The 15,386-nt window shown below is 62.1% G+C and carries 14 protein-coding genes; 8 read left to right on the plus strand and 6 right to left on the minus strand.

Translation table 11 applies throughout. The features are described 5' to 3' along the window. Window positions 1-61 precede the first annotated feature (61 nt). The 4 genes from AC1DD7_RS09000 (at window position 62) to efeB (ending at window position 4,318) form a co-directional block, all read left to right on the plus strand. Entirely contained in the window at window positions 62-553 is a 492-nt protein-coding gene (locus AC1DD7_RS09000; RefSeq protein WP_018776783.1) for a YajQ family cyclic di-GMP-binding protein, read from the plus strand. Between the two features lie 207 nt (window positions 554-760). Then, window positions 761-1,621, plus strand: coding sequence for an iron uptake transporter permease EfeU (gene efeU / locus AC1DD7_RS09005; RefSeq protein WP_477514666.1), 861 nt, complete (start codon window positions 761-763; stop codon window positions 1,619-1,621). Between the two features lie 67 nt (window positions 1,622-1,688). Beyond that, entirely contained in the window at window positions 1,689-2,882 is a 1,194-nt protein-coding gene (gene efeO / locus AC1DD7_RS09010; RefSeq protein WP_477514667.1) for an iron uptake system protein EfeO, read from the plus strand. Beyond that, window positions 2,879-4,318, plus strand: coding sequence for an iron uptake transporter deferrochelatase/peroxidase subunit (gene efeB / locus AC1DD7_RS09015; protein ID WP_477514668.1), 1,440 nt, complete (start codon window positions 2,879-2,881; stop codon window positions 4,316-4,318). The genes efeO and efeB overlap by 4 nt, the downstream gene beginning before the upstream one ends. Before the next feature lie 114 nt (window positions 4,319-4,432). Here the strand turns inward: efeB and htpX are convergent, their stop codons facing one another. Both htpX and AC1DD7_RS09025 read right to left on the minus strand, forming a co-directional pair. Next, window positions 4,433-5,302: a zinc metalloprotease HtpX gene (gene htpX / locus AC1DD7_RS09020; RefSeq protein ID WP_477514669.1), complete on the minus strand. Its 870-nt coding sequence runs from the start codon at window positions 5,300-5,302 to the stop codon at window positions 4,433-4,435. A gap of 169 nt (window positions 5,303-5,471) precedes the next feature. Further along, window positions 5,472-6,743 carry an MFS transporter gene (locus tag AC1DD7_RS09025; RefSeq protein WP_477514670.1) on the minus strand — a complete coding sequence of 424 codons (1,272 nt, stop codon included), beginning with the start codon at window positions 6,741-6,743 and terminating at the stop codon, window positions 5,472-5,474. A gap of 107 nt (window positions 6,744-6,850) precedes the next feature. Between AC1DD7_RS09025 and AC1DD7_RS09030 the strand changes: the two genes are divergently transcribed. The 4 genes from AC1DD7_RS09030 to AC1DD7_RS09045 all read left to right on the plus strand — a co-directional run bounded on the left by AC1DD7_RS09030 (window position 6,851) and on the right by AC1DD7_RS09045 (window position 10,433). Further along, complete coding sequence (locus tag AC1DD7_RS09030; protein WP_477514671.1) at window positions 6,851-7,660, plus strand: hypothetical protein; 810 nt, start codon at window positions 6,851-6,853, stop codon at window positions 7,658-7,660. 30 nt (window positions 7,661-7,690) lie between these two features. Next, entirely contained in the window at window positions 7,691-8,170 is a 480-nt protein-coding gene (locus AC1DD7_RS09035; RefSeq protein WP_224088431.1) for a Fur family transcriptional regulator, read from the plus strand. 14 nt (window positions 8,171-8,184) lie between these two features. Then, window positions 8,185-9,666 carry a catalase gene (locus AC1DD7_RS09040; protein WP_477514672.1) on the plus strand — a complete coding sequence of 494 codons (1,482 nt, stop codon included), beginning with the start codon at window positions 8,185-8,187 and terminating at the stop codon, window positions 9,664-9,666. Window positions 9,667-9,797: 131 nt separating this feature from the next. Continuing rightward, window positions 9,798-10,433, plus strand: coding sequence for a DUF2461 domain-containing protein (locus AC1DD7_RS09045; protein ID WP_431116049.1), 636 nt, complete (start codon window positions 9,798-9,800; stop codon window positions 10,431-10,433). 140 nt (window positions 10,434-10,573) lie between these two features. Here the strand turns inward: AC1DD7_RS09045 and AC1DD7_RS09050 are convergent, their stop codons facing one another. The 4 genes from AC1DD7_RS09050 to exaC all read right to left on the minus strand — a co-directional run bounded on the left by AC1DD7_RS09050 (window position 10,574) and on the right by exaC (window position 15,361). After that, entirely contained in the window at window positions 10,574-12,130 is a 1,557-nt protein-coding gene (locus tag AC1DD7_RS09050) for an amino acid permease (RefSeq protein WP_431116051.1), read from the minus strand. A 156-nt stretch (window positions 12,131-12,286) separates the two neighbouring features. Beyond that, entirely contained in the window at window positions 12,287-12,721 is a 435-nt protein-coding gene (locus AC1DD7_RS09055; RefSeq protein ID WP_477514673.1) for a DUF779 domain-containing protein, read from the minus strand. Then, window positions 12,721-13,743: an alcohol dehydrogenase AdhP gene (gene adhP, locus AC1DD7_RS09060; RefSeq protein WP_477514674.1), complete on the minus strand. Its 1,023-nt coding sequence runs from the start codon at window positions 13,741-13,743 to the stop codon at window positions 12,721-12,723. The genes AC1DD7_RS09055 and adhP overlap by 1 nt, the downstream gene beginning before the upstream one ends. Window positions 13,744-13,837: 94 nt before the next feature. Continuing rightward, complete coding sequence (exaC, locus tag AC1DD7_RS09065) at window positions 13,838-15,361, minus strand: acetaldehyde dehydrogenase ExaC (RefSeq protein WP_431116054.1); 1,524 nt, start codon at window positions 15,359-15,361, stop codon at window positions 13,838-13,840. Window positions 15,362-15,386: the final 25 nt, after the last annotated feature.

Here is a 15,386-nt window from a genome sequence, read left to right on the forward strand (position 1 = left end):
TCCGTACTAGGCTGGATGGCAGACAAACCGCCCTTACCGGGCCCCCAACCTAAGGAGAGTCATGGCAGGCGAATCAACATTCGACGTCGTCAGCAAGGTAGACAAGCAAGAGGTCGCCAACGCGCTCAACCAGTCCCAGAAGGAAATCGCCCAGCGCTACGACTTCAAGGGAGTCGGCGCGGAGATTGACTTCAGCGGCGAAAAGATCCTGATGAAAGCCAACTCGGAGGATCGCGTCCTCGCCGTCCTGGACGTCTTCCAGTCCAAGCTCATCAAGCGTGGCATCTCCCTGAAGTCCCTGGACCAGGGCGAGCCATACCCCTCCGGCAAGGAATTCCGGCTGGAGTGCACCATCAAGGAGGGCATCGCGCAGGACATCGCCAAGAAGATCAACAAGATCATCCGCGACGAAGCCCCCAAGTCCGTCAAGTCCCAGATCCAGGGCGACGAGCTTCGCGTCACCTCCAAGTCCCGCGATGACCTGCAGGAAACCATGAACATCCTCAAGAAGTTCGAAGAGGCAGACCTGCAGTTCGTGAACTTCCGCAGCTAGACTGCCGACGCTGCACCGCCAGCGTCATAAAAGCCGGGGTCCGGCGCCGCTCAGGCGCTGGACCCCGGTTTTTTATGGGCTGGCTACATCGATTGTCGTAATGGCCGCAGACATTAGGGCACAAAGTTTTTGCGTAATCACCCCATGGCAGTATTCTTCTTCATTAGGCAAGCCTAAGTATGGCTCCCCTGAGTGAAAGAAACGCACATGACCGCCAACTTCCTGATAGGCCTGCGTGAAGGCCTCGAGGCCTCGCTCATCGTGGTCCTCCTGATGGCCTACCTCATCAAGACCGGCCGGCAGTCCCTGCTCCCCCGGCTCTGGACCGGCGTCGGGCTGGCCATTGTCATCTCCCTCGCCTTCGGCGCCCTTCTTACTTTCGGCCCGCGGGGTCTCACCTTCGAGGCCCAGGAAGCGATCGGCGGAGGGCTGTCCATTGTTGCCGTAGGACTCGTGACCTGGATGGTCTTCTGGATGGCGCGCACTGCGCGGAGCCTCGGAAGCGACCTCAGGTCCCACGTGGACAAAGCAGCCGACGGCGCCGCATGGGGCCTTGTGCTGGTTGCGGCACTGGCCGTGGGCCGCGAAGGACTCGAAACGGCACTCTTCATTTGGGCGGCAGCGCAAGCCACCGGCGAAACCACGTTCCCCCTCCTCGGTGCCCTGCTTGGCCTCCTGACAGCTGCCGGACTCGGATACCTGCTCCACCGGGGAGTCCTCAAGGTCAACCTGGGCCGCTTCTTCACCTGGACGGGAGTGGGACTCATCGTCATTGCCGGGGGCGTCCTTGCTTATGGCATCCACGATCTCCAGGAAGCCGGCATCGTTCCGGGCCTGCACAGCCTGGCCTTCGACCTCTCAGCCGCCGTTCCGCCGTCGTCCTGGTACGGAGCCTTGCTGAAGGGCACACTGAACTTCTCCCCGGCCACCACGTGGCTGGAAGCAGCAGCCTGGCTGCTGTATGTCGTCCCGGTCCTGTTCCTGTACATCCGGGCCAACCGCTCCCAACCTCCGGCGGCAGCAGCGAAGACGTCAGCCCCGAAGCCCGCAGTCGCCGTTCAGCAGTAAGAAACCTCCACCCCAACCCGCGCGCAGCCCTCGCACCCCGCGCCTTCCCCCAACACAAAGGACCCCCATGCTTGGCACGTTCCTGTCCACGTCCCCTTCCCCGAAGCTTCGCAGGACCCTCACCGTCATCGGCGTGGCTGCGGCCGTCCCCATGGTTCTGGTGGGCTGCACTGACAATGCGAAAACCACGGCGGCCACGGATGGGCCGATCCAGGTCAGCAGCACCGCGAATGAATGCAAGGTCTCCACAGCTACTGCGCCCAGCGGCAACCTGACGTTTGCCGTGAAGAACGAAGGCACCGAGGTCACCGAGTTCTACCTGCTGGCCGAGGACGGTTTGCGGATCATCGGCGAAGTGGAGAACATCGGGCCTGGAATTACCCGGAACCTGGTGGTCACGGCTCCTGCAGGCAAGTACAACACCGCTTGCAAGCCCGGTATGCAGGGCGAAGGCATCCGGGCTTCGTTCGAGGTCACGGAATCCGGAAACAAGCCGAGCGCGGACGCTGATTTCCAGAAGCTCCTTGAGACCGGCTCCCAGCAGTACGCCGCCTATGTGAAGGATCAAACGGAGCAACTCGTCACGGGCACCAAGGCCTTTGCAGACGCCTTTGCAGCGGGTGACGCCGCCAAGGCCCGTGAGCTCTATGCCGCGACCCGTATGCACTGGGAGCGGATCGAGCCCGTTGCGGAATCGTTCGGCGATCTCGATCCCAAGCTGGATGCACGCGAGGCTGATCTGGAGCCCGGCCAGGAATGGACCGGATGGCACCGCGCAGAGAAGGACTTGTTCCCGCCTGCGGACTACACCGCCATGACGTCGGCCGAACGTACCGCGATTGCCACTCAGCTCGTTGCAGATACTGCAGACCTCGCAACGCGTACCCGCACAGTGGAGTTGACGGCTGACAAGCTGGGCAACGGCGCCAAGGAACTCCTCGATGAGGTTGCTACCGGTAAGGTGACGGGCGAGGAAGAGATCTGGTCCCACACCGACCTCTGGGATTTCCAGGCCAACGTGGACGGCGCCCGCATCGCCTTCGAGAGCCTGAAGCCGGCATTGGAGCAAAAAGACGCCGAGCTTGCCAAGTCCCTGGACGAGAAGTTCACGGCCCTCCAGGCCGAGCTCAAGAAGCACGCCAAGGGCGATGGCTTCTCCTACTACAACGAGCTGAGCCAGGATCAGATCCAGCAGCTCGCCGCGCTGGTCGATTCCTTGGGCGAACCCCTGTCCAAGCTCACCTCGGCCGTCGTGCTGTGAGCGGCTGCCCCTACGGGCACGCCGGCGAAGCCCCGGAGGCTCCAGGTGCCGGACAGCCTGTGAATGTGAACGATTCCGCCCGCCCAGGCGAGGCGACCGGCGTCGTACGTTCCACGGCGACGTCCGACGGCGGTGCGTCGGCTAGCGCTGGCACCTCCCGCCTGTCCCGCCGTGGCCTTCTTTCCCTTGCCGGAGTGGGCGGCGCTGGCGCAGTAGCTGGCATCGCCGCAGGCTTCCTGGGACACGACGTGGTCACAGCCGGTGCTGCATCGGCCGCGGAACCCGACGCAGGGGATGCTGTTGTTCCCTTTTTCGGCGAGCACCAGGCCGGCATCACCACCCCGGCCCAGGACCGCCTTCACATGGCTGCCTTCGATGTCACCACGGAGGACCGGAAAGAGCTGATCAAGCTCTTGAAGGACTGGACTGTTGCGGCTGAGGCCATGACGGCGGGCCGCACCACGGGTGCGACTGGCGCCGTCGATGGCCCTTACGATGCCCCGCCGGAAGACACCGGTGAGGCGTTGGACCTGGCCGCCGCGCAATTGACGTTGACCTTCGGTTTCGGCGCAGGGCTGTTTGAGAAGAATGGCAAGGTGCGCTTTGGCTTGGACGGTCGCAGGCCCGAAGCCTTGATCGACCTCCCGCACTTCCCGGGTGACGACCTTCAACCTGGCCGCACCGGGGGCGACATCGTGGTCCAGGCATGCGCCGACGACCCCCAAGTGGCCGTACACGCCATCCGTAATCTTGCCCGCATCGGCTTCGGAAAGGTGCGTGTCCGCTGGTCCCAGTTGGGCTTTGGCCGCACGTCCTCCACGTCCCGTGCGCAGGTGACGCCCCGCAATCTCTTTGGCTTCAAGGACGGCACCAACAACCTCAAGGTTGAGGACAATGCCCTCCTCGATGAGCATGTCTGGGTACGTTCCCCTGCTTCGTCGAATGAAGAGTGGATGAGGGGCGGCAGCTACCTTGTGGCGCGCAGGATCCAGATGCACATCGAGATCTGGGACCGGACGTCATTGCGCGAGCAGGAAGGCCTGATCGGCCGGACGAAGGGCGTGGGAGCGCCGTTGTCCGGTGGCGAAGAGTTCACGGCGCCCGATTTCAAGCTCGCGGGCCGCAACGGTGATCCACTCATTCCCTTGGACTCGCACGTCCGGCTGGCCCACCCCGACCAGAATGGGGGTGTGCGGATGCTTCGCCGTGGCTACAACTTCACCGACGGCTCAGACGGACTCGGGCATCTGGACGCGGGGCTGTTCTTCATCGCGTTCGTCAAGGATCCAAGGACCCATTACGTTCCCATGCAGCTGGCGCTGGCCAAGGGCGATACCTTGTCCGTGGAATACCTGAAGCACACGGGCTCGGGGCTTTTCGCTGTGCCTCCGGGGATCCAGCAGGGCGGCTTCATCGGCGAGGGGCTTTTCGCGTAGGCTGATTCCTCTTTTGGGCTGATTCCTCTATTACGTTGTGAACCCGCTATTCCGTTGCTGGCCAACCACGGAATAGCGGGTTCACGACGTTTTAGGCCTTGGAAAGCGGCGTCCTTAGGAAAGCGGCCGCCCAGCCATCCGTTCAAGCCGAGTGATGCGTTCCTTCATGGGCGGGTGTGTGGAGAATAAACGCCGCATGCCACCGCCACGGAAAGGGTTCGCGATCATGAGGTGGGAGGCATTAACGAGCCGTTGATCCTGTGGGAGCGGAAGCTGGGAGACGCCCGATTCGATCTTGCGCAGTGCTGAGGCGAGCGCCAGTGGATCGCCGGTCAGCTCCGCGCCGTCCTCATCGGCGTCGTACTCGCGGGTGCGCGAGATCGCCATCTGGATCAACGAGGCCGCGAAGGGCGCCAGCAGGGCCATGGCGATCATCGCGATCGGGTTGGCGTTGCGCCGATCCCCGCCGCCGAAGAACAACAACATCTGCCCCACGGACGTGATCACGCCCGCAACGGCAGCCGCCACGGAGGACGTCAGGATGTCCCGGTTGTACACGTGCATAAGCTCATGCCCCAGGACACCCCGGAGTTCGCGGGCATCAAGGACATGCAGGATTCCCTCGGTGCAGCAGACGGCGGCGTTCTTGGGACTGCGCCCGGTAGCGAAGGCGTTCGGCGTCATGGTGGGCGAGAGGTAAATCCGCGGCATGGGCTTGTTGGCCCGCACGGAAAGCTCCCGGACAATCTGGTACAGCTGCGGGGCCTGCGCTTCGGTGACCGGATAGGCCGCCATGGAGCGGATGGCGATCTTGTCGCTGTTCCAGTAGCCGTAGGCGGTAGTGGCTACCCCGATGAGGGCAAAGATCCAGATGGGCGTGGTGCTGCGTGTGCCGGCCCCGATAATGGCGCCCAAACCCAACAGCACCGCCCACAGCACACCGAAAAGTGCTGCGGTCTTGAGTCCATTGTTGTGTTTGTGCACGGTTGTTCTTCCACTCTCGTTGGCTCGTGAACGGTTCTGTACGGATTAACGCCGACGGCGGTCGCCGTGTTCCGCAGTTGGCATGCCTGGGCTGGCACGCCTGGGCTGGCGTCGACCTTTGGGCTCGCAGACTTTTTGTGCCAACACCGTCCTGCCCGAGGCCTGCTGGCTACGGCACCGGATGCTTCGCATCGTACGCGACGAATCCCGGCTGCAGGCGCGACGCCAGCCAGGCCAAGACAATGCAGACGATCCCGCCGATCAGCAGCACGCCGCCTTCGCTGAGGGATTGGGTGACACCGCCAGCCAGCATATCCCCCACTCGAGGGCCTCCTGCGACCACCACGATGAACACTCCCTGCAGTCTTCCGCGAAGGTGGTCGGGCGTCGCGGACTGGAGGATGGTGGTGCGGAAGACCGCGCTGACAGAATCGGAAATCCCCGCCAGCGCACAACACAGGGCAGCAGGAAGGAGCCAGGGCGTTACGCCCTCGCGGCCCGAATCTCCAGCCAGCAACACCACCAGGCCAAAGCCTGCAATCGAGGCGCCCCATCCGACCACCGACCACACCACTGCGCTGCCCTGGCGCCGCACCCTGCCGAGGGGACCGGAAAACAAGCCAGCCAGGAAGGCACCCACGGCGGTAGATGCCAAAAGCACGCCCACCGTCGTTTCACCGCCGCCAATCATGACTGCACCAATTGCAGGCATCAGGGCACGCGGTTGCGCGCAGATCATGGCGATGAGGTCAATGATGAAGGTCATCCGGACATTGGGCCGCGTACCCAGGAACCGGAAACCCTCCACTACGGAGCGAAGCCCGGGCCTGGCGGCATTCTTTGACGGTGGCAACGGTGGGAGTTTGGCGAGGCCCCACAGGGCAAAGGTGAAGCTGATGACATCGATCGTGTAGGTCCATCCGAAACCGATCGTGGCCACCAGCACGCCCGCCAGGAGTGGTCCGGCGGTCATGGACAGGCCGAACGTCAGCATGCTCAGGGCGTTCGCCGCCGGGAGCAGGTCCTTGCGGACCAGGAGCGGAATGATGGCGCTTCGGGCTGGACCGTTGATGCCTTGGGCACCGCTTTGGATGGCAACCAACGCGTAAAGTATCCAGATGTTGCCGATCTCCAGCCAAGCCTGCAGTGCCAAGCCTGCGGTTGTGGCCCAAAGCACCAGTGATGCGATCAGCGCCACTTTGCGGCGATCATAGGCATCTGAGATGGAGCCACCGTAAAGCCCCGCGATAACAAGCGGAACCAGGGCGAAGATACCCAGGAGGCCCACGTAGAAACTCTCCTGGGTCAGGCGGTAAACCTCCAAGCTGACGGCCACCAAGGTGAGCTGGGTACCGATGGCAGCCACCGAGGCTCCAAGCCAAAGTCTCCGGAAGGCCGGGCTCTCCTTGATCGGGGTGATGTCTGCCAGTAGTTTCGCCACCTAGCCACCCTAGCGACCCCAGTGACGTCGTTGTCCGTTTGGTTTGAATGGTGCGTCTCCCGCCGTAACGCGCTGGTTGGTAGGCTCACCCGGGGGAAGGAGTCCACATGGTCTTGTCGCGACGATTGCTGTTCCGCTCGGGCATCTGGGAAATTGCCAGGCCGCGCCACCCTTTGACGGCCGGGCACGTGCTGATCCGCCTCTCGGACCCCTCCACGGAATTTACGGAATCCTCGGCGGCCGATTGGTTGTTCTGCCACAACCTCGCCCGGGCAGCGTTGGACGACGTCCTTGGCGCGAAGCGGTTCGCCGTGATGTTCGCCCACCGTTGGCACCCGTTGGGTTCCGCTATCGGCGAGCCGGTGGCTGAGTCGTCTACGCCCACGTTTCACCTCTTCGCTCGTTGGGAGGCGGAAAGCACGACGCCGGGACGCCAACTCGCGCTGCCGGCCCACCATCGGGTGCCCGAGCCTGAGGACAGCCTGGACATCATGGATGCGCGGATCCGGGATTCGCTGGGTCTTGGTGCCGCCAGCATCGCGAAAGAAGCCCCTGCACAGGTGGGGTCCGCTCAGGTGGGATCCGCGCCTGTGGCCACGTCCGGCGTCGTACCCGTCCAGGTGCCGGTCCCCTTGGTCGCGACAGTTGATGCAGCCCGCCACCACAGCGTGATTGAGCCCGCCAGCGGGGCGGCTGCGATTTCCAGTGTCCTGCCGGGGGAACTCGTTGCCATGGGTAGCGCCCTGTCTGTCCTGCCGCTGAGCAGTGGACTCACCGGCTTCAGCTGCGTGGCTATCGAAGGAGGGAATCCGGGTTCTGCCCTTCGCATCCACGCCGTGGGTCGATCTGCCGCGGAGCAAGCCAATCCGATGGTGGATTTGTTTAATTTGCCGGAAGTTAGCTTTGCCTTATTGTGAACTGCTCAAAATAAGTGGTTCAATGAGTGCATGACCGATCACACAGCCGACCAGGAAGCATGGGCCAGTGCCCTGCATGCCCACGGCAGGCGTGTGACCAAACAGCGGCTGGCAGTGCTGGCCGCTGTCCAGCACCATCCGCACTCCCCGGCAGAAGGCATCCTTGCCGCTGCCCGCAAAGAGCTTCCTGAACTGACGGCGCAGTCCGTTTACGTTGTGCTCAGCGACCTCACGGATTTGCAGATGCTGCGCCGCTTTGAACCCCCACACTCCCCGGCGCTCTACGAAACCCGGGTAGGCGACAACCACCACCACGCTGTCTGCATCAGTTGCGGCCGCGTGGAAGACGTGGACTGCGCCGTGGGACACGCACCGTGCCTCACGCCGCACTGGGATGAAAATTCCAAGCCAATGACCATCCAGATCGCAGACGTCCTGTATCAGGGCATCTGCCAGGATTGCCAGGCAAAACAACAGCTCCCCAAACAAACGTCCGTAACTCAAAAATAAGAACAAGGAGAACAATGACTGCTATTTCAACAACCCAGTCAGGTGCCCCCGTTACTTCCGACGCGCACTCCAAGTCCGTCGGCGCCGACGGTGCCATCATCCTGACCGACCACTACCTGGTGGAGAAGCTTGCACAGTTCAACCGCGAGCGGGTCCCGGAGCGTGTAGTGCACGCCAAAGGTGGCGGCGCTTTCGGTACGTTCAAGACCACCTCGGACGTATCGGCCTACACCAAGGCAGCATTCCTGCAGCCGGGCGTCGAGACGGACATGCTGATCCGTTTCTCCTCCGTTGCCGGCGAGAATGGTTCTCCTGACACCTGGCGCGACCCCCGCGGTTTCGCCGTGAAGTTCTACACCTCCGAGGGCAACTACGACCTCGTGGGCAACAACACCCCGGTGTTCTTCATCCGCGACGGCATCAAGTTCCCGGACTTCATCCACTCCCAGAAGCGCCTCCCGGGTACCCACCTGCGTGACGCTGACATGCAGTGGGACTTCTGGACCCTCTCCCCCGAATCCGCACACCAGGTCACCTGGCTCATGGGCGACCGTGGCCTGCCGGCTTCCTGGCGTGAAATGCAGGGCTACGGCTCGCACACCTACCAGTGGATCAACGCCGCTGGTGAGCGCTTCTGGGTCAAGTACCACTTCAAGTCCAACCAGGGCGTCAAGACCATCACAGGCGACCAGGCTGAGGAGCTGGCAGGCTCGGATGCAGACTTCTACATCCGCGACCTCTCCGAGAACATCGAAGCCGGCAACTTCCCCTCCTGGGAACTGCACGTCCAGGTCATGCCCTACGAGGACGCCAAGACGTACCGCTTCAACCCGTTCGACCTCACCAAGGTCTGGCCGCACGCGGACTACCCGCTGATCCACGTGGGCACCATGGAGCTGAACAAGAACCCGGAGAACTACTTCGCGCAGATCGAGCAGGCCACCTTCGCGCCGTCGAACTTCGTACCGGGCATCGCTGCCTCGCCGGACAAGATGCTGCAGGCCCGCATCTTCTCCTACGCCGATGCACACCGCTACCGCGTGGGTACCAACCACGCCCAGATCCCGGTGAACCAGCCCAAGAACCAGGTCAACAACTACAGCCAGGACGGCGCCGGACGTTACCTGTTCAACGCCCCCACCACCCCGGTCTACGCACCGAACTCCGTTGGTGGCCCGGCTGCTGTTGAGCCCGCTTCACCGGCAGGTGGCTGGGAGAACGACGGCGAGCTCACCCTCTCCGCACACACCCTGCACTCCGAGGACAGCGACTTCGGCCAGGCCGGTACCCTGTACCGCGAGGTCTACGACGACGCCGCCAAGGCCCGCTTTCTGGACACCATCACCGGTGCCGTGGGCGGCGTGAAGAGCGCCGACATCAAGGAACGCGCCATCCAGTACTGGACCAACGTTGACGCAGAACTCGGCGCCAAGCTGCGCGCCAACCTCGGTACAGGCCAGACCTCCTCCGACGCCGAAGCAGCCAACAAGCTCTAAGCGTCTGAATCGGTAGGAATTACCGCCGAACACCCCGTTGCAGATCTCCGCAGCGGGGTGTTCTTCTTTGTTTTCCACATAGACGGGCTGGGCTCTGGCTGCTCTGGCGCCGCGGTCCATAGGATCCTTCCATGAGCACATTCGAGGGAATTCCGTCCGCAGCCTTCCGCTTCTATGAAGAACTGGAAGAGAACAACAACCGCGAGTGGTGGTTGGAGCACAAAGACATCTACGACGCCGCCGTCAAGGAGCCGCTGGCGGCCCTCCTTTCGGAGCTGGAGCCTGAGTTCGGGCCGGCGAAGATCTTCCGGCCCAACAGGGACATCAGGTTCTCCCAGGACAAGTCGCCTTACAAAACGGCCCAGGGCGCCTTCGCAGCGTCACACGAAGGCCTCGGGTTCTACCTCCAGGTCAGTGCCGATGGCCTGTTGATCGGTGGCGGCTGCCATTCATATACTCCCGCGCAATTGGCACGCTTCCGCGCCGCTGTGGACGCTCCTGATAGTGGAGGGGAATTGCAGCAGATTGTGGACTCAGTTGCCGCAGCGGGTTTCGCCATCCAAGGCGAGAAGCTCAAGACCGTACCGCGGGGCTTCGACAAAGATCATCCCCGCGGCGAGCTCCTGAAGCACAAGTCCTTGTCTGCCGGGGTGGAGGTTGGTGAGCCGGAATGGCTGTCCACGCCGTCAGCAAAACAGGAAATCGCTGACCGCTGGGAAGTGCTGAGGCCGCTGGTGGATTGGGTGGGGAAGCACGCTGCACCGTAGGCCTCTGTCCCGTTCGCGGTGTCCGGTCGCAGTGCCGTAGGGTGACGGCCTAGGAACACCAAAAGCGCCCGGGAATTGACGCTCCCGAGCGCTTTCGATGGTGATTCAAGCCAGCTGTCTGACAAGCAGCTGGGATTGGTTTAGACCCTGGTAAAGGAGTCTTCGTCCTCGTCGCCCTTGACCGCGGGGGTTGCAGAACCGCCATTAACGGCTGCCCTGGCTGAGGCGAACTTCTCGTTGAGCCGCGAGTGGCGCTGCCCGTAAGAGAAGTAGATGACCATTCCAATGACCAGCCAGATCGCGAAGAAGATCCAGGTTTCGACTGCCAGGTTGGTCATGAGGTAGACGCACAGGATCGCGGACACCCAGGGCAGGACCTTGCCGAAGGGGACCCGGAACGCAGGCTTGAGGTCCGGCCGCTTCTTGCGCAACACCAGGATGCCCAGGCTGACCATCACAAAGGCGGACAGCGTTCCAATGTTGATCATTTCCTCAAGGAGATCCACGTTGGTCAATCCGGCCACCAGGGCAACTGCTGCACCACAGATGATCTGCAGGCGTGCAGGGGTGGAGCGCTTTTCGCTGGTCTTGGACAGGGACCGTGGCAGCAGTCCGTCGCGGCTCATGGCCAACACCACACGGGAAAGGCCCATGAGCAGCACCATGATCACGGTGGTCAGGCCCACCAGCGAGCCGAAGGCAATGACCTTGGCGGCGTCATTGTTGCCCACGGCCTCGAAAGCTGTGGTCAGCGTGGGGTTCTTTTCCTCCGCCAGTTGGGTGTAGGAGACCATGCCGGTCAAGGCGAGGGAGACGAGGATGTAGAGCAGCGTGACCACAGCCAGGCCACCGAAGATACCGCGTGGCAATGTCTTCTGCGGGTTCTTGACCTCTTCCGCAGAGGTTGCAACAACGTCAAACCCAATGAACGCGAAGAACACCAGGGCAGCACCAGCGAAAATGCCCAATGTGCCGTACTGGGCAGGAGCAGCACCGGTCAGGAAGCCGAAGAATGACTGCTTCATGACATCGGCGGCACCTGTGCCCGTTGTCGGCTCCGAGGCGGGAATAAACGGCGTGTAATTGGAGAACTTCACGTAGCTGAAGCCCACAACGATCACGAACAGCACTACCGCGATCTTGATCAAAGTGAAGATATTGCCAACGCGGGCGGACAGCTTCGTCCCCAGCACCAGCAGCACCGTGAAGATCGCGACAATGAGGAAGGCGCCCCAATAGAGGTCAACGCCGCCCAGGCTGAGCGCCGGCGGGATGTCCAGGCCCATCAGGGCGAAGACTTTGCTGAGGTAGATGCCCCAGTACTTGGCGATCACTGCGGCAGCAGTAAAGAGTTCGAGGATGAGGTTCCATCCAATGATCCACGCGAGAACCTCGCCCATGGTGGCGTAAGTGAACACGTAGGCCGAGCCTGCCACGGGGATTGCCGTGGCGAATTCGGCATAGCACATGATGGCCAAGGCACACGTGACGGCTGCGATGGCAAAGGAGATGGTGACGGCCGGGCCGGCAAAGTTTGCAGCAGCCTTGGCACCAACGGAGAAGATACCGGCACCGACAGCGACGGCGACACCCATGATCATCAGGTCCCAGGTACTGAGGCTTCGCTTCAGCTTGCGCCCGGGCTCGTCGGCGTCGGCGATCGACTGCTCGATCGACTTGGTCCTGAAAATGTTCATAAAAATGCCACATTCTGGATGGGGGTGGTATAGGACTCATCAAGAATAGTGTCCGGTCAGTGGACGACCATATTTATCCCAGATAGTGAGACGGCCCACGAGTCCACGTTACTGATGTGACTGGTGTGACGGAGGCGAGTAGCCCCCGTCACACCACTAAACACCCGGAACGTCCCAGTCCATGATCGTGGAGCGGATCAGGAACCGCTTACCCTCCGGGGACTCGACAGAGAAGCCGCTTCCTCGGCCTGGGACCACGTCAACAGTGAGATGTGTATGGGACCAGTAGGCGAACTGTTCCCTGGACATCCAGAACTCGAGAGGCTTTGGATCCTGGCCCGCTCCGGTTCCGAAGCCTGCACTGATATCGAACCGGCCCAGGAGCACATCTGAATCGCCGGTGAGGAACTCCCCCGCCGGGTAGCACATGGGAGCGGAGCCGTCGCAGCACCCACCGGATTGATGGAACATGAGCGGGCCATGCTGCTCCCAGAGCTTCCGTAATAGTTCGACGGAGGCCGCGGTGAGCGCCACCCGGGAAAAGGTCTCCCCGGAGAGCGTCACCGCAGCTTCCAATACGGGGTGGTCCATCAGAACTTCAGAACCACTCGGCCATCGATCTTGGAATGCTTCATCTCGTCAAAGACCGCATTGACCTCAGACAACTCACGGGTGGAGACCGTGGGCTTGATCTTGCCTTGTGCGTAGAACTCCAGCGCTTCCTCAAGATCCTGGCGGGTGCCAACAATCGATCCCCGCACCGTGAGGCCCTTAAGGACGATCTCGAAAATGGGTGCCGGGAAGTCACCGGGAGGAAGCCCGTTGAAGACGATGGTCCCACCACGGCGGGCCATTCCGATTGCTTGCCCGAAGGCAGAAGGGTGCACCGCCGTCACCAGGACACCGTGGCAGCCGCCGGTTTCGCGCTGGATGACCTCGGCTGGATCCTCATGCAGAGCATTGACCGTTAGTTCAGCGCCGTGTTCCTTGGCCAACGCCAGCTTGTCGTCGGCAATATCCACGGCGGCCACACGAAGTCCCATGGCTACCGCATACTGGACGGCAATGTGTCCCAATCCGCCGATTCCAGAGATCGTGACCCACTGGCCAGGCCTGGCTTCGGTCATCTTCAAGCCCTTGTAGACGGTAACTCCGGCGCACAATACCGGAGCAACCTCCACGGGATCCGAGCCCTCCGGGATGCGCGCTGCAAAACGAGTGTCCACCAACATGTACTCGCCAAACGAGCCGTCCACACTGTAGCCACCGTTCTGCTGGGACTCGCACAGCGTTTCCCACCCGGTGCGGCAGTACTGGCAATCTCCGCAGGCAGACCACAGCCACGCATTGCCAACAATGTCCCCCACTGCGACGTCCGTAACTCCTTCGCCGAGGGCCACTACTTCTCCCACTCCCTCGTGGCCGGGCACGAACGGAGGGGTGGGTTTGACCGGCCAGTCACCTTCGGCCGCATGCAGGTCGGTATGACATACCCCCGACGTGATCAGGCGCACCAGCGCTTGGCCGGGACCCGGCGTCGGCCTTTCCATCTCCATGACCTTAAGGTCGGTTCCGAACTCCGTAACTACTGCAGCTTGCATGGTTGTGGACATTGACGATCTCCTTTGATCTCTACGAATGGAGCGGGATGGTGCACAGCCAATGCCCCTTTCCGAATAATGAGGGGCATCGGCTGACCACAAACTCCTAGAAGAAGCCGAGTTTGTTCTCGTTGTAGCTGACCAGGAGGTTCTTGGTCTGCTGGTAGTGGTCCAGCATCATGGCGTGGTTTTCACGGCCAATGCCTGAGGACTTGTAGCCACCAAAGGCGGCACCGGCCGGGTAGGCGTGGTAGTTGTTGACCCACACGCGGCCGGCCTGGATTTCCCGGCCCGCGCGGTAGGCGACATTTCCGTTGCGCGACCAAACGCCGGCACCCAGGCCATACAGGGTGTCATTGGCTATGCCGATAGCGTCGTTGTAGTCGCTGAACCTGGTCACGGAGACCACAGGGCCGAAGATCTCCTCCTGGAAGATCCGCATCCGGTTGTGGCCTTCGAAAATCGTGGGCTGGACGTAGTAGCCGCCGGCAAGGTCACCGGAAAGCTCTGCCCGTGCGCCGCCCGTGAGGACCTTTGCGCCCTCCTGCTTTCCAATGTCGATGTAGGAAAGGATCTTCTCCAGCTGGTCGTTGGAAGCCTGGGCACCGATCTGGGTTTCCGTGTCCAGCGGGTTGCCCTGGATGATCTTGTTGGTGCGGGCTACGACATCAGCCATGAAGGAGTCGTAAATCCCCTCCTGAACCAAAGCACGCGACGGGCAGGTGCAGACCTCGCCCTGGTTGAAGGCAAAGAGCGTGAAGCCCTCCTGTGCCTTGTCGTAGAAAGCGTCATTCTGGGCGGCGACGTCGTCGAAGAAAATGTTGGGGCTCTTGCCGCCAAGTTCCAACGTGACAGGGATGAGGTTGTTGGACGCGTACTGGCTGATAAGCCGGCCCGTGGTGGTCTCGCCCGTGAAGGCGATCTTGCGGATCCGAGGGCTGGAAGCCAGTGGCTTTCCGGCTTCGACGCCGAAACCATTGACCACGTTCACTACACCCGCTGGCAGCAGGTCACCGATCAATTCCATGAGCACCAGGATGGAGGTCGGCGTCTGCTCGGCTGGCTTGAGCACGACGGCGTTACCCGCGGCAAGCGCGGGGGCCAGCTTCCAGACGGCCATGAGGATGGGGAAGTTCCAGGGGATGATCTGGCCAACCACGCCCAGCGGTTCCTTGAAGTGGTATGCGGTGGTGTCGTCATCGAGCTGCGAAAGGTGGCCCTCCTGCGCACGGACAGCCGATGCGAAGTAGCGGAAGTGATCGGCTGCCAAGGGAATGTCCGCGTTGAGGGTCTCCCGGACGGGCTTGCCGTTGTCCCACGTCTCGGCAACCGCGAGCAGCTCTACGTTCTCGTCTATGCGGTCTGCGATCTTGTTCAGAATCGCGGCACGTTCCGTAGCTGACGTCTTGCCCCAGGATGGCGCGACCTTGTGCGCGGCGTCGAGTGCCAGTTCGATGTCCTCGGACGTGCCACGGGCAACTTCGCAGAAAGCCTTGCCTGTGACGGGCGTGATGTTTTCGAAGTAGGCGCCCTTGACGGGAGCAACCCACTCCCCGCCGATCCAGTTCTCGTACCGGTCCTTGAAGGTGACCTTCGAACCCTCGGCACCCGGCTGTGCATAAACGGTCATTGCTAGCTCCTTTGCTGCGAATCAC

Source organism: Paenarthrobacter sp. 10L412 (assembly GCF_056395565.1).